The 14,897-nt window shown below is 71.7% G+C and carries 9 protein-coding genes; 7 read left to right on the top strand and 2 right to left on the bottom strand.

Going from position 1 to position 14,897, the window contains the following annotated elements:
• Window positions 1-72: 72 nt before the first annotated feature.
• The gene (locus tag AC5K6T_RS16560; RefSeq protein ID WP_493209797.1) at window positions 73-1,044 is read right to left on the bottom strand and encodes a LysR family transcriptional regulator; all 972 of its coding nucleotides are present in this window, start codon (window positions 1,042-1,044) and stop codon (window positions 73-75) included.
• Between the two features lie 135 nt (window positions 1,045-1,179).
• Here AC5K6T_RS16560 and AC5K6T_RS16555 point away from each other — a divergent pair, with 135 nt between their 5' ends.
• Window positions 1,180-3,369 (top strand): M4 family metallopeptidase, encoded by a 2,190-nt coding sequence (locus AC5K6T_RS16555; RefSeq protein ID WP_493209795.1) that lies wholly within the window; start codon window positions 1,180-1,182, stop codon window positions 3,367-3,369.
• Between the two features lie 489 nt (window positions 3,370-3,858).
• Here AC5K6T_RS16555 and AC5K6T_RS16550 read toward each other — a convergent pair whose 3' ends face one another.
• Complete coding sequence (locus AC5K6T_RS16550) at window positions 3,859-4,281, bottom strand: hypothetical protein (protein ID WP_493209793.1); 423 nt, start codon at window positions 4,279-4,281, stop codon at window positions 3,859-3,861.
• A gap of 948 nt (window positions 4,282-5,229) precedes the next feature.
• Between AC5K6T_RS16550 and AC5K6T_RS16545 the strand changes: the two genes are divergently transcribed.
• The 6 genes from AC5K6T_RS16545 to AC5K6T_RS16520 all read left to right on the top strand — a co-directional run bounded on the left by AC5K6T_RS16545 (window position 5,230) and on the right by AC5K6T_RS16520 (window position 14,572).
• Complete coding sequence (locus tag AC5K6T_RS16545) at window positions 5,230-7,476, top strand: proprotein convertase P-domain-containing protein (protein WP_493209792.1); 2,247 nt, start codon at window positions 5,230-5,232, stop codon at window positions 7,474-7,476.
• 424 nt (window positions 7,477-7,900) lie between these two features.
• A complete protein-coding gene (gene putP, locus AC5K6T_RS16540) occupies window positions 7,901-11,566 on the top strand; it encodes a sodium/proline symporter PutP (protein WP_493209790.1) in 3,666 nt (1,221 codons plus the stop codon).
• A gap of 222 nt (window positions 11,567-11,788) precedes the next feature.
• On the top strand, window positions 11,789-12,208 hold the full coding sequence (locus AC5K6T_RS16535) for an ACT domain-containing protein (RefSeq protein WP_493209788.1): 420 nt from the start codon (window positions 11,789-11,791) through the stop codon (window positions 12,206-12,208).
• Between the two features lie 78 nt (window positions 12,209-12,286).
• Window positions 12,287-13,087 (top strand): hypothetical protein, encoded by an 801-nt coding sequence (locus AC5K6T_RS16530; RefSeq protein ID WP_493209787.1) that lies wholly within the window; start codon window positions 12,287-12,289, stop codon window positions 13,085-13,087.
• Between the two features lie 205 nt (window positions 13,088-13,292).
• Window positions 13,293-13,997, top strand: a complete 705-nt coding sequence (locus AC5K6T_RS16525) for a superoxide dismutase family protein (protein WP_493209786.1) — start codon at window positions 13,293-13,295, stop codon at window positions 13,995-13,997.
• Window positions 13,976-14,572: a copper resistance CopC family protein gene (locus AC5K6T_RS16520; protein ID WP_493209784.1), complete on the top strand. Its 597-nt coding sequence runs from the start codon at window positions 13,976-13,978 to the stop codon at window positions 14,570-14,572. Before AC5K6T_RS16525 ends, AC5K6T_RS16520 begins: the two co-directional genes overlap by 22 nt.
• The last annotated feature ends 325 nt before the right edge of the window (window positions 14,573-14,897 follow it).

Genomic DNA, 14,897 nt, shown 5'->3' with positions numbered 1-14,897 from the left:
ACCGCAGTCACCGCAGTCACCGCAGTCACCGCGCCCGTGCGAGAGGCCGGCCCCTCGTGCGGGCCGCCCGGCTCAGACCTCCGACTCCTCAAGCTCCGGGTGGAGTTCGGGCCGGGCGTTCCACCAGTCGCGATGGAAGGGGTTGTTGGCGACATTGGCCAGATAGGCGCGGCCCGCCGCCCGGTAGAGCAGACCGGCCTGCCGGGCGGAGACAGCGGCGCGGTTCCAGGCGATCCTGATCCGGCCGGTGACCGGGTCGCCCACCAGCGGGCGCAGCACCGTGCCTTCGGCGGCCGGGGCGGTCGGCTGGCTGAGTGAGATGGCGCGGCCGGCCGCGATCAGCGCGTACTGCATCTTGCGGTCCGTCACCCGGTGCCGCAGCACGGGGGCGAAGCCGGCTCTCGCGCAGGCCGCCACCAGGGCCTCGGGCCCGCCGTCGTCGTCCTCCACCAGCATCATCCAGGACTCGCCCGCGAGTTCGGCCAGTGCGATCCGCTGACGGTCCGCCAGCGGATGCGCGGTGGCGAGCCGTACGCAGAAGGGCTCCTTGGGGACCAGGGTGCGGGCCGTGGTGTGCTGGGGCAGCGGCACCTCGTAGTCGTTGACCTCGCCGTACAGGACGGCGTCGTAGCGGCCGGCCCCGAGCTGCCGGGTCAGGGTGGTCGCGGAGTGCTCGACCGTCACGGTGATCTCGCGGCCGTCCATCGCCTCTTCCAGTTCGCCGAGGAGCTGGTCGACGAGGACGAGCAGGATGCAGCCCAGCCGCAGTGTCGGGTGCGGGGCGATGGCGCGCGTTCCGGCGGCCAGAGCGTCCATCTCGCCGAGCACCAGACGGGCCTTGGCGAGGACGAACTCGCCCAGCGGGGTGGGCTCCACGCCGCGCCGGCCACGCACGAACAGGGCACCGCCCGCGACCCTCTCGATGCGGCGCAACTGGGCCGAGAGCGCGGGCTGGGAGACCCCGAGCCGGCCCGCGGCCCGGCTCAGGCTGCCGGCCTCGGCGATCCGGCAGACCGCTTCGAGGTGCCTCAACTCCAGGTTCATTGCGGCAGAGTACGCACCCGCGCCCGGCCGCACCATAACGCGCGTCCTATGCAAGACGGCATGTCCCGAACTAGCCATGTCCACGCCCATACTCGGCCGCAACGATCCGCCTCCCCATCCTGATCGGAGCAGACGTTGCACCCCACCCGACGCACCGCTGCGGTGGCAGCCCTGGCGATCTCGGCGAGTCTCGTGACCGCCCTCGCCGGCCCCGCCACGGCGGCTCCGCACGACGACCGGCCCGTACCGCCGCCCGGCCACGGCAGATCCCTGGCGCTCGCCGCCGCCGACGGCGCCGCCGCCAGCGGCCTCGACGAACTCCGGCACGGCACTGACGAGGAACTCGTCCGCACCTCCGTCACCCCCTGGGCGAACGGCCTGTACTTCTCCGCCTACGAGCGCCGGTACAAGGGCGTCCCGGTGGCCGGCGGCGACGCCGTCGTCCTCAGCGACTCCACCGGAGACGTCCGCGAGGTCACCGGCGCCCCCGCCCCGGTCCTCGAACTCTCCACCAAGGCAAGGATCTCCGCGCGGTCCGCACTGGCCACCGCCCGCCGCCAACTCGCCTCCGTGGAGAGCGCGAGCGCCCCGGAGCTGTCCGTGCTCCTCAAGGCGGGCAAGCCGGTACTGGCCTGGCGCACCCTCGTCGTCGGCCGTACCGGGAAGAACGCGCCCAGTTCCCTGGACACCTTCGTCGACGCCCGCACCGGCCGCGTCGCCCGGGCCGAGGAGAAGGTCCGGCACGCCGAGGGCCGCGGCTACCACAACGGCACCGTCTCCATCGACACCGCCGCCACCTCGATGACCGACCCCAACCGCTCCGGCTTCCGGTGCGGCGGTCAGAACGGCAGCACCTACACCGGCTCCTCCCCGTGGGGCAACGGCGGCGCCAACGACCTCGTGACCGCCTGCGTCGACATCATGTACGCCGCCCAGCGCGAGTCCGACATGCTCCGGTCGTGGTTCGGCTACAACGGCATCAACGGCCAGGGCGGCATGGTCCCGGCCCGCGCCGGGCTCTCCGAGGTCAACGCCTACTACGACGGCACCAAGACCACGTACGGGCGCAACCAGAACGGCACCAACCAGCTCACCGCGATCGACGTGGTGGCCCACGAGTACGGCCACGAGATCTTCGACCGGACCCCGGGCGGCACCGGCTCGTCCAACGAGAACGGCGGCATGAACGAGTCCACCGGGGACATCTTCGGCGCACTCACCGAGCACTTCGCGAACAACCCCGGCGACACCCCCGACTACACCGTCGGCGAGAAGGTGAACTTCCTCGGCGACAACCGGCCGATCCGCTACATGTACAACCCGTCCCTCCACAACAACGACCCCAACTGCTACACCCAGTTGACCTCGAACACCGAGGTGCACGCCGCGGCGGGCCCGCAGAACCACTGGTTCTACCTGCTCGCCGAGGGTTCCGCCCCGGGCGGCGGCAAGCCCGGCAGCCCGATATGCTCCGGCGGGCCGTCCTCCGTCACGGGCATCGGCATCCAGAAGGCCGGCAAGATCTTCATGGGCGCCCTGCTGATGAAGACCTCCGCCTGGAACCACCGCGCCGCCCGCAAGGCGACGCTGACCAGCGCCAAGAACACCTACGGCAGCACCGAGTGCAACGCGGTGCGGTCGGCCTGGGACGCGATCGGCGTGCCCGCCCAGTCCGGCGAGACCGACTGCGGCGGCTCCACCACGCCGGACTTCACCCTCACCCTGAACCCGTCCTCGGGTTCGGCCCAGCCCGGTTCCTCGGCCACCTCCACCGTGAACACCAGCACCACCGGTGGCAGCGCCCAGACGGTCCGGCTCTCCGCCGGTGGCGCCCCCGGCGGGGTCACCGTCTCCTTCAGCCCGTCCTCCGTCACCTCCGGCGACTCCGCCACGATGACGGTGCAGGTCGCCTCCGGCGCCGCCCACGGCACGTACCCGATCACCGTGACCGGTACGGGCTCCACCACCCACACCGTCACCTACCAGCTGACCGTGGGCACCTCCACACCCACCGTCTGCGAGAACACCGACCACACCTACCAGGGCACGCTGGGCCGCGGCCAGACGGCTGCCCAGCCGAACGGCTCGTACTACTACTCGGCCGCCTCCGGCACCCACGTGGGCTGCCTGCGCGGCCCGGCCGGCACCGACTTCGACCTCTACCTCCAGAAGTGGAACGGAGCCGGCTGGGTGTCCGTCGCGGTCGACGGTGACGCCACCTCCGAGGAGGACATCACCTACTACGGCAGCGCGGGCTACTACCGCTACCTCGTCCACGCCTACAGCGGCTCCGGTGCCTACACGCTGGGCCTGAGCGCCCCCTGACCGAGGGCCTGACCCCGCCGCCCCCGGCCAGGGGGCCGATCGTCCCGGAGCAGGGTCCCGACTCCCTGCGGCGGGGGCGGACAGCCGGGCGCGGACGAGGGGAGCCGCGCCCGGCCCCGGGGCCGGACCGCCGAGGACCACCGGCGGTCCGGCCCCCGGCCGTGCCCGGTCCCCGGCCGGGGGACGGGACGAGCAGGTGCCCTCGGCGGCGGCCTGAACCCCGGTGCCCGCACCCATCGCGTGCCGGTCTTCCGCTGCTCCTTCGCAGGCACGTCCACCACCCGGGCGGTCGCCTCCGCGGCGGACTACGTCGACGTGAAGCAGCCCTCGGGAGCGTCATCCGCCCCGCGGGACTCAGCCGTCGCCGACCTGCACGGTGGAGAGGGAGGGCCGGCCCGGGCTGCGTCGCACCGGCCGAAGAGACCAGCGGCGGACGGTCGTGGTGACCGACCGTCCGGCGCTGGTCTCTTCGGCTCCGTGCGTCTTCGGTCAGGAGGTTCGGGTCATGATGACTTCCTGGCCGCCCATCGGCAGGTTGAGGGAGAAGGCTGTCACTTCGGGGGGCGTGGTTCCGAGCAGGCCGGGCTCGCACTGCGTGTCCCTCGCCGTGACCTCCATGTACTCGGTGGGGCCTTTGGCCTGGTAGACCGGAACCGTCAGCATCAGCCTGCCGACCGACTGCGTGGACACGATCTTCATGGGGCCCTGGACCTGATGGGTACCGCTTGAGCCGAGCACGGCCAGTCTCATGACGTAGGTGTCGTGCTTCGGAAACTCCAGTGTGTAGTCGAGTTGTTGGGGGCCGCCGTCCACGAGTGTCGTCCCGGTGAACGTGCCCTTGTAGTCGTGGAAGGACTGCCCGCAGGCATCGGCTGCGAACGCCGTGGCCGCGGGGGCGCCTCCCGGAACCATGCCTCCGAGAACCGCCACGCCGGCGGCGGCGGCAAGGCTCCTGCCCAGAACCCGAGCAGACCTCATGTCAACCCCACTCTCTCTGTGGTCCAAGCCACACTCGTCACGAGGGAGCACTCCCTGTGCTCCCGATGCTTGTTGCAGCCGGAACCGAACGCCACCCGACAGACCCGGACGGGGAGCTGCCCCATCGGCCTCCGGTGCCCGGCCGTCATGCAGGTGCTCCCCTCGGGAGCCGGAGACCGGGACCGGGCTCCTTCCGTCGCAACCCACGGCCCTCCTGGTGCCGCCCGGGCCGGCCTGAAGTCACCTGGGATGCGGAGAGAGGTGACAGCAGGTCAGATATGGCATGTGACAGGAACCCTGACGAGGTCTGCCCCGAAGAAGCACCCGCTGGAGTCGCATCGGCGTGCCGTGCGGATGCACCGGACCGCCGAGCCCGCCCCCCGGCGGGCCGGGGCTGCGCCGAAGAGCACCGCGGCGACTCCGGCGCTCTTCGAGAACGTCGGCGCCTGCACGACACCCAGTACGTACGGCAACGGCTCGGCCGCCCCGGTTCCCTCACACCACGGACGGGCGATACGCCGATCAGGCAGCCGCCGGACCGGTGAACCCGGAACCGCGTCACCCGACGCCGGGCGGCTCTGGTGAGCCGCCTTCCGTGCGGCGAGGGAGTCTCAGGCCTCCCGCCCTTCGTTCACACCGAGGTTCGAGGCCGGGAGCGTCGCGCTGTCGGCGTGGCGGCCGGACCCGTGGCCTTGGGGCTCATCGACGGGCACCACAACCCCGCGCTGCCGACATGGCAGCCCGGGCGTCGCGGTCCGCCGACCGCGAGACCGCACTCCCGGCCAGAGCACCCCACCCGGCGTGTCCGCCGCAACACGCCCCAGCCCACCACGCGCCCGCCGCGGGCCCAGCCGACGCCTGCCCCCCACTTCAGAGGTCACCATGTTCCTCACGCCCCAGACACCCCCCGGAGCGCCCCCGGCCCGCCCGAGCCTGCGGACACTGCTCACCCACCTCATCACCGCCGCACTGATCGCCGCCTCCCTCGTCGTGGCCGCCGCAGCCCCCAGCCACGCAGCTCCCGGGCATCACACACCGGTCACCTGGAACATGCTGGGGGCCTTTACCGACAGGGGAGAAAGTAAATGGACCAGCACCGTCCGCCGGCTCTCGGGAGGCGGCGAGAACTACCTTCCCCATGATGTGGTCGCCCTCCAGGAGGCCGGCCCCCGCGGCAGCCTTCCCGGCACCGTCGTGCGTAGCGGCAGCATCGCCAATATCGGCGGACGTCGCACCACATACGACTACGAAGTGCGAAGGTGGCGCCTCGGTAGCACAACCCGCGGCCGAGACGTCTACATCACCTGGCTGAACACCGATCCCACGGGAAACCGCAACAACGTCGCCTTCGTCACCCATGAAGATCCCGGAACCCCCGCCGCCGTAGCCGCACGTCAGGCCAACAACAGAGACTGGGGTATGCGGCCCGCACTCGGTATCCGGCTCAATGACGGCAGCTGGTTCTGGAGCTTCCATGCCAGTTCCAACGGCGACAACCGCAGCAACGATGCCCAGAACATGCTCGTCGAAATTCAGAGTGCAAGCTCACCCGGGCTGTGGGCCGTCCTCGGCGATTTCAACCGTCGGCCCGACAACATCACCGTGCCCCCAGGCTCGCAGATCTACGCCAGCGGGGAGGGGACCCAGGACGGCGGCGGGGAACTCGACTACATGGTCTCCAACGACCGGCAGAACATGCAAGGCTGGACCGGACGCCGCCTTGATGGCGGAGGCTCCGACCATCTCCCGGTTGAATTCACACTCAGAGCCGCCTCTTCGGAGTATAAAGTTCAGTATGGCAAGGATCGTCGAAAGTGTCTGAATGTCCGATACGACCAGAGCGTTGACGTTCAGGGGGTCTGTGACGACAACGGTGTGGAGGACTTCCAGTTCAGTGGTCAAAGATTTCTTGAAGTGGTCTCGACGTTCGACCGGGACAATTACTGCCTGGATGTCTACAGAGGTGGAACTACCAACGGAACGCCAGTCATCGGATATTCCTGCGAAAGCGGCGGCGGCGCCAACCAGCAGTTCCACCTCACAGGCGATTCGACCATCGTTGGCGTGCAGTCAGGAAAATGCTTGGAGGTGGACAGCAACGAAAAGTTGATCATCAACGAATGTGACTCCTCGAAACCCGAGCAAACGTGGGCCGTTCGCTCGGTATCGCCGTACAAGTACGGATATCTCTCGCGCATCGGTCCCGCGACCGGAACGGAGGATGCCGAGACAGGCGGGTCGGGTACTCAAGATCCTCTCGACCCCGACTCCGACCCCGACTCCGGTTCCTGTCCGATGCCGCCCAACCCCGAACTCGACCCCTGCCACCACATTTCCAAACGGAGCACCACCGACGTGCCGATCAGTGATCACGCCACGGTGGAGAGTTCCATCACCGTCTCCGGCATCAGCGGCAACGCCCCGGCCAACCTCGGGGTCGGTGTGGACATCGAGCACACCTTCCGGGGAGACCTCATCATCAGTCTCGTCGGCCCGTCCGGCAGGGAGTATCTGCTGGAGGACATCCCGGATGACGACAGCAGCGACCACGTGTTCAGGTCGTACACGCTGGACGCCTCGTCCGAGAGGGCGAACGGCACATGGACGCTCCGTGTACGCGACACCGGCAGCGGAGACACCGGCAAGATCGACGCCTGGAACCTCACCTTCCCGGCCTCCTCGACCGCGACGTCCGGCGGAGGGTACTTCGAGAACCCCGACGACGTACCGATCCTCGACAACCGGTCGAACGACAGCCGCATCACCGTCTCCGGCATCAGCGGCAACGCCCCCTCCAGCCTCGCCGTCGGCGTGGACATCAAGCACACCTACCGCGGAGACCTCGCCATCAGCCTCGTCGGCCCGTCCGGCAAGGCCTACCTGCTGGAGGACTTCGACAACAGTGACGCCGGCGATGACGTGAACAAGACCTACGTCGTGGACGCCTCGTCCGAGCCGGCGAACGGTACATGGACACTGCGCGTCAACGACTTCGGAGACGGGGACACCGGCAAGATCGACACCTGGCACCTCACCTTCGACGAGCCGTTCGCCCCCCAGTCCCTCACCGAAGACGACTCCGGCTCCGGGACGTGCTTCACCCCAGGCGGCTCCCCCATTCCCTGCTGAGACCGGGAGCCGCGACCGGGCGGTCTTGACGCCGGGCTCGCGCCCACCGGGGCCGTCACGGAGCACCGGTGACACCGGTGGACACGGTCCGGGGCCGGTGCGTGACCCTCCGCGTCCGCGAAGGACCGGACTCCGGGGAGGCCGTACCGTGGAAGAGCCGTCCCCGTCCTGACCGAGGAGGGTTCCGTCCCGGGCCGGAAGGCGCGGGGCGGAGGACTTCTCCGAGCCCGGACCGCGCCCCGGGCCTTCCCGGCCGGTGCGCCCGCAGCCGGATCCGGCCCGTCCTCGGCTCCTTTATCGGCCCATGATGCTTGGAATCGGTACATTTGCATAAGAACCCTGGCCGCCGGGCGGAACGGCCACGAGCGGTCACCGTCAGGCGCGAAGGTCCCCCGTGCCCGGCAACCTCGCAGGTGAGGGGATTATGTTCGATCTGAGTGCGCCGATCGTGGCCACGTTCCTCGTCTTCGTGGCCGTCATGATCGCAACAGGCGTGTGGGCCTACCGTCGCACTCACACCTTCGCCGACTTCGCACTGGGCGGCCGCAGGCTCAACGCCCCCGTCGCGGCGCTGTCCGCGGGCGCCAGCGACATGTCGGGGTGGTTGTTCCTCGCCCTGCCCGGCGCCGTCTACGCGGCCGGGATCGGCGCCGGCTGGATCGTGGTCGGCCTGGCGCTCGGGACCTATCTGAACTGGCTGATCGTGGCGCCGAGGCTGCGCACCTACACCGAGCGCGCCGGGAACGCGGTGAGCTTGTCCGCCTACCTGGAGGAACGCTTCGAGGACCGCACGCGGTCGCTGCGCATGGTCTCGGCGGCGGTCACGCTGGTGTTCTTCACGGTCTACGTCGCCAGCGGGCTGGTGGCCGGCGGACTCCTGTTCGAGAGTACGTTCGATATCAGGTTCGGGCTCGGCGTGACCCTCACGGCCCTCGTCATCGTCGTCTACTCCTGCCTGGGCGGCTTCCTCGCCGTGAGCCTGACCCACGTCATGCAGGGCACCCTGATGTTCCTCGCCCTGCTCGTGGTGCCTGCGGTCGGCCTCGGCGCGCTCGGCGGCTTCGGGGCCCTGCGCGACTCCCTGAACAGCAAGGAGCCCGGCCTGCTGAACGTGGGTACCAAGGTCGACTACGCCGACGGGCAGTGGTCGCCCGACGGCTCGCTCGGCGCCGTGGCGATCCTCTCGCTGCTCGCCTGGGGGCTCGGCTACTTCGGCCAGCCGCACATCCTGGCCCGCTTCATGGGCATCCGCAGCACGCGGGCGATCCCCGCGGCCCGCCGCATCGGAACGGGCTGGGTCGTCGTCGTGCTCGCCGGAGCCACCCTCGTCGGGCTGGTGGGGATCGCGCGGAGCGGCGCGCCCCTCGGCGACCCGCAGACCGTGTACATCATCCTCAGCCAGGCCCTCCTCAACCCCTGGGTCGCCGGGATCATGCTGATCGCCGTGCTGGCCGCGATCATGTCCACCGCCGACAGCCAGCTCCTGGTGTCGTCCGTCGCCCTCACGGAGGACTTCTACCGCGCCTTCCTCAACCGGCGGGCGACGGACCGGGCCCTGGTGTGGTTCGGCCGTGCCGCCGTCGTCCTGGTGATCCTGGTCGCCTTCGTGATCGCCCTCAGAGCCGACGGGCTGCTGAGCATCGTCGCCTATGCCTGGGCCGGCTTCGGCGCCGCCTTCGGCCCGGTCGTCGTGCTGTCGCTGTACTGGCCGCGCATGACCTGGGCCGGGGCCATGGCCGGGATCGTCTCGGGCGCGGCCACCGTGCTGCTGTGGAAGAAGATCAACCCCCTGCTCGGGCCCTTCGAGTCGGACATCTACGAGATGATCCCCGGCGTCCTGGTCGCCACCTGCGCCGCACTGCTCTTCGGCGGGCTCGTGGGCCGACCGCCCCGAACAGCCTTCTGGCGGATGCCCGGGGGCGGGGTCAGCCAGCTGATGCTCACCCCGTTCCTCACCCACGCCCCGGTCGGCATCGCCGTCCTCGACACCGATCTGCGCTACGTCTGGGTCAACGAGTCCCTGAACCGTCTGACGCCGCTCGAACGGCGGCTGGGACGACGGATGGCAGAGGTGCTGCCCAGGGCGGAGGCCGCGGCGTTCGAGGAACGGATGCGCGAGGTCCTCGCGACCGGTGAACCGGTCATGGACGTCGAGTTCCACGGCACCGGCGACCAGGCCGTGGACTTCGGCCGTGCCGTCTCGGCCTCCTTCTTCGGCATGAAGGACCGCCACGGCCGGATCGTGGGCGTCTGGTACATGGTCATCGACATCACCGAACGCTGGCGCGCCCAGGAGCGCCTGGCCATGCTCAACGACGCCGCCACCCGGATCGGCACCACACTGGACGTGACGCGGACGGCCCAGGAGCTGGCCGACGACGCCGTGCCGTCCGTCGCCGACTTCGTCGCCGTCGACCTGCTGGACTCCGTCATGCGCGGCGAGGAACCGGCACCGGGACCGGTCGGCATCGCGCCCGTCATACGCCGCTCCGGGCAGCAGTCGGTGCGAGAGGGCTGCCCGGAGGCGACACTGGCCGTCGGCGAAACGGTCCGCCGCGCCCCCTCCTCGCCCGTGACCCGCTCCCTCCTGGAGGGCCGCACCCTGGTGGAACACACCCTGGACCACATCGCAGGCCCCTGGGCCTCCGAGGACGAATCGCTGGGCGCCGCCCTGCGCGACTACGGCTTCCAGTCGGTCATGGTGGTTCCGATCCGCGCGCGCGGCGTCACCCTGGGCGCGGCGACCTTCGCCCGCTCCCGGCGGCTCGGCCCCTTCGAGGAGGGCGACATCCGCCTCGCCGAGGAACTGGTCTCCCGCGCGGCCGTGTGCGTGGACAACGCCCGGCGCTTCACCCGGGAGCGGACCGCGGCCCGCTCCATGCAGCGCTACCTGCTGCCGCAGGACGTGACCGGAGGGTCCGCGCTGGAGGTCGCCTCCTGGTACCTGCCCGCGGACGCCCCGGCCGGTGTGGGCGGCGACTGGTTCGACGTGATCCCGCTGTCCGGAGCACGGGTCGCCCTCGTGGTGGGCGACGTCGTCGGGCACGGCCTCAACGCGGCGGCGACCATGGGCCGGCTGCGCACCGCCGTCCGCACCCTGGCCAGCCTCGACCTGCCCCCCGACGAGCTGCTCGCCCACCTGGACGACCTGGTCATCGGCCTCATGGGTGCGCACGACCCCGACGCCGCCGAGGCCGAGGGCGAGGCCGCGGACACCGCGTTCATGGGAGCCACCTGCCTGTACGCCGTCTACGACCCCGTCAGCCGGCGCTGCTCGCTGGCCCGGGCCGGCCATCTGCCGCCGGTCATCACGGGCCCCGACGGCGGCGCCGACATCCTGGACCTGCCGGCCGGGCCGCCGCTCGGCCTCGGGTACCTCCCCTTCCAGTCGGTCGAGGTGGACCTGCCCGAGGGGAGCCTCATCGCGCTCTACACCGACGGCCTGATCGAGTCCTTCGACCGGGACATCGACATCGGGCTCTCCCGGCTGAGCGGCGTCCTCACGACACCGGACCCGGACCTGGCGGAGACCGGCCGGAGGGCACTGGAGGCCCTGCTGGCGGCGCCTCCGCCCGACGACGCCGCCCTGCTCCTCGCCCGGACCCGCGCACTGGCGCCGGACCGGGTCGTCTCCTGGGACCTGCCCCGGGACCCGGCCGCGGTCGCGCACGCCCGCACCCTCGCCACCCGCCAGCTGGAGGACTGGGGCATCGCCGAGCTCGGTTTCACCACGGAGCTCATCGTCAGCGAACTGGTCACCAACGCGATCCGGCACGCCACCGGGGCGGTCTGCCTGCGCCTGATCCTGGACCGCGGCCTGATCTGCGAGGTCTCCGACGCCAGCAGCACCTCACCGCGTCTGCGTCACGCGCGGACCACCGACGAAGGCGGACGCGGCCTGCTGATCGTGGCCCAGATCGCCCGGCGGTGGGGCACCCGCTACACCTCCACCGGGAAGATCATCTGGACCGAGCAGGCCGTCCCGGCCGTCCCCGACGGCTCCGACGCCCTGGCCGGAACCGACGTGCCGGCCGACCCGGCCGACCCGGCAGGCCGGCCCGCGGGCCGGGAAGGACCACCGGGCGGCTGACCCGCAACCCGCAGCCCCAACCCGCAACCCTCAACCCCCGACCCGTGCCTGCGAACCCGTGCCGGTGCCCGCGCGGAGAGCCGAAGCCGGCGCCGGCCGCGGCCTTCCCCGGCCTCGGCCGGGCGACGCCGGCTGAAGGACTGCTGGAGGTTCCCTCGAACCGGGACACCTCGTACGGTGCCCGGCCCACCGCCGTCGCCCGCTCGCGGATAGGCTGACGGCGTGGCCGGCGAGAGTGATCTGCGGAGACTGCTGAGCGGGATGCGTCCTGAACTGAGGCCGGGACGCTATGTGTTCACCACGACCGGGGACCGGGTGCCCGCAGGCGTCGCTCCCGTGGTCACGGTCGCCGAGGACGAGGGACTGACCCTGGTCGTGCCGCTCGACGAGGCGGACGCGGCGGGGCTGGCCTACGACTACGTGGCGGGCTGGATCACCCTGCGCGTCCACTCCGCGCTCGAAGCGGTCGGCCTGACCGCCGAGGTCTCGCGGGAACTCGCCGACGCCGGCCTCAGCTGCAACGTCGTCGCCGGGTTCCATCACGATCACCTGTTCGTACCGTACGAGCACGCCCACCGGGCGGTGGGTGTGCTGGAGGCCCTGGCGCACGCCCACCGAGGCGGCCGGAAGCCCGAGGGATGAGATCGTCCCGCCGGTGAACAACCGGGCCCGGGCGTCCGTAAGAGACGAGAAGCCAGTTGATCAGTGAGGAGTTGTTGCGTGTCCCCCCGGAGGCGTCGCCACGACGGCAGAGCGGACCGGGCGCACGTCGCGGCCGGCCCCGCCGTCGACGTCGTACGCCTGGCGCGGGCCGCGCTCTTCGCGGCCGTCTGCGTGGCGACGACGACGCTGGGGCACACCCTGATGGCGGGCGAGGCCCTGCCGTGGTGGGCGGTCGCGTCGGCCCTCGCGGGGGCCGGGCCGGGCGGGTGGTGGCTGACCGGGCGGGAGCGCGCGGCCCTGACCGTGGTCGGGACCACGGTCGCCGCGCAGTTGCTGCTGCACCTGCTGTTCAGCCTCGCCTCCCGGCAGGCGAACCGGGCGGCGGCGCCCTGGCCCACGGGCGGGACGCTTCACGACGTCCACGCGCACGTCCCCCCGCACGTCCACCCGCACGTCCACGCCCACGCGTCAGGCGGCACCGGGTCCGTGGCGGGCGCCGCCGTCCGGCACTTCCTGCCGGACGCGGTGCACGGCGGCTCCGCCGGGATGGTGCTGGCACATGTGCTGGCCGCCGTCGTGTGCGGACTGTGGCTGTGGCGCGGTGAGGCGGCCGCGCACCGGACCGGCCGGGCCCTGGCAGCCGTCCTCTTCATTCCGCTGCGGCGGATCCTCCGGGCACTCTTCGACGCCCGGCCCGCGCATGGCGCCCCGCCGTGGCGGGCGGTCTCCCGGGACGGGGCGCACTGGCGGCCGACCGGGCAGGACCTGAGACATGTCGTCGTGCGCAGGGGTCCGCCCGGGGCCGGCCGGAGTCCGAGACGCCTGTCTCCCGATCCGTCCACCGCCCCACGGTTCTGACACCGGACCGACGGCGGCGCCGGCGCGGGCCGGGGAGCAGGCGCCACGCCGACGCGCCTCCGGCGGTGTCGGCCCGTCCTCTCCACACCTTTGGCCCGCACCTTGGCCGTCCGGCGGCTCGGCGACCCCGAGCCCGGCGCCGTGCGCACGCCGTACGGCACGGCCGACGGGTCCGGCCCTTCCACGATCGGGAGTTCCCTCTGCCATGAACCACCACACGTCCGTCCCCGCGTCCGAGCCCCGCACCGCACCGGCGACCCGGCCGGCGCTGTCCGCGCAGCATCCGGCGCCGGGCCGCAGCCGTCCGCGGACCCGCCTGGCGGCGGTCTGCGCCGCCACGGCGGCGACGGCCCTCCTGCTGTCCGGCTGCGGCGGTGACTCCTCCGACGACCCGTCCGAAAAGGCGGCGGACGCCAAGTCCTCCGCCTCCCCCTCCGCCTCGTCCGCCGACAGGACGGACGGAATGTCCGACATGGCCATGGGAGACCCGAAGGCCACCCCCGCCGACAAGATCCCCGGAGCCGAGGTGGTGGAGGGCACCCTCGCACTGCTGGACACCCGCCCGCCGGGCATGGACGACGTCAAGGGCACCGCCTGGCTCGCCCAGGGCCCCCAGGGCACCACGGTGACGGTGTCCCTGACGGGCCTGAAGCCGGGCGGGCACTACATGGCCCACCTGCACGCCCAGCACTGCTCCGACGACAACGGCGGTCCCCACTTCCAGTTCACCGAGGGCGGCCCGGCGATGCCGCCCAACGAGGTGCACCTGAAGTTCGACGCCGACAAGTCCGGGATGGGCATGACGACGGTGAACAACGCCGAGAAGACCGGCAAGGGCGCCGTCGCCCTCGTCGTCCACCCCATGGAAGCGATGGACAACCGGATAGCATGCGCGGACTTCGACTTCTGAGGGCGCCGGCCGCCCTGACCGTCTGTCTGAGTGCGCTGCTGCTGAGCGGCGGCGGGCCCGCGTACGCCCACACCGCTCTGCAGAAGGCCACCCCGGCACCCGGCTCCACGGTCGGCACGGGCACCAGCGTCGTCGCGCTCACCTTCACCCAGCTGATGGCCGGCACCACACCGACGATCAGCGTCACCGGCCCCGACGGCGCCTCGGTGCCGGTCGGTGCGCCCGTCATGGCCGACGGCGGCTCAGTCGCCTGCGCCGCGGTCAGCCCGCTCGGGGCAGGGGTCACCACGCTCACCTACAGCGTCGTCGCCGCCGACGGCGACACCCAGACCAACGCGTTCCAGTTCCAGGTCGCCGACGGCGCACAGGCCGTCACCGCGCCGTCCGCCTGCCGGACGCTGGACCTGGCGGCGCCGGGCGAGGGCGAGGACACGGACGGCACGGTCCTCGGCATGGACCGCACCACGGCGCCGGCCGCTCTCGCGGTCGTCGTCGCGGCCGCCGCCGTGGGAGCCCTCGGCGTGCGCAGGATGCGGCGGCCTCGGCCGAGAGGAAGGAGAAGAGCCGGTACCTGACCCGGTGCACGCGGTGTCCGGTGCGGCCCGCGCACGGCCCGAGTGCACACGACGAGTGCCCGTCGACACGCGGCGCACCTATCGAGAGGGGACGCCCGAAGCGATCCGACAGCATGTGAAACGGCAAGCGGGCCCGGTCCGGCGCACAGCCGGGCCGGGCCCGCACCCCTCCCGACCGGACGGTGCCGGCACGTCAGGGCAGCGGTCGGGGCGGCCGGGTGCCGGCCCGTTCCACGACCGCGTACTCGGCGCGCCGGGCGCCGGATGCGACGGGAGCGGCCTGTCCCAGGCGAGGGCATCCGTCCGAGGGCCGGCCGGCGGACGG

This window comes from Streptomyces sp. B8-7 (assembly GCF_058833805.1).
Note: the sequence above shows the minus strand (reverse complement) of the source record. Positions and strands in the feature narration are given on the sequence as shown.

Coding starts and splice junctions, on each gene's coding strand:
- AC5K6T_RS16560 (WP_493209797.1), bottom strand. CDS start 1,044: ATGAACCTGGAGTTGAGGCACCTCGAAGCGGTCTGCCGGATCGCCGAG.
- AC5K6T_RS16550 (WP_493209793.1), bottom strand. CDS start 4,281: ATGGTTCCGGGAGGCGCCCCCGCGGCCACGGCGTTCGCAGCCGATGCC.
- AC5K6T_RS16545 (WP_493209792.1), top strand. CDS start 5,230: ATGTTCCTCACGCCCCAGACACCCCCCGGAGCGCCCCCGGCCCGCCCG.
- putP (WP_493209790.1), top strand. CDS start 7,901: ATGTTCGATCTGAGTGCGCCGATCGTGGCCACGTTCCTCGTCTTCGTG.
- AC5K6T_RS16525 (WP_493209786.1), top strand. CDS start 13,293: ATGAACCACCACACGTCCGTCCCCGCGTCCGAGCCCCGCACCGCACCG.
- AC5K6T_RS16520 (WP_493209784.1), top strand. CDS start 13,976: ATGCGCGGACTTCGACTTCTGAGGGCGCCGGCCGCCCTGACCGTCTGT.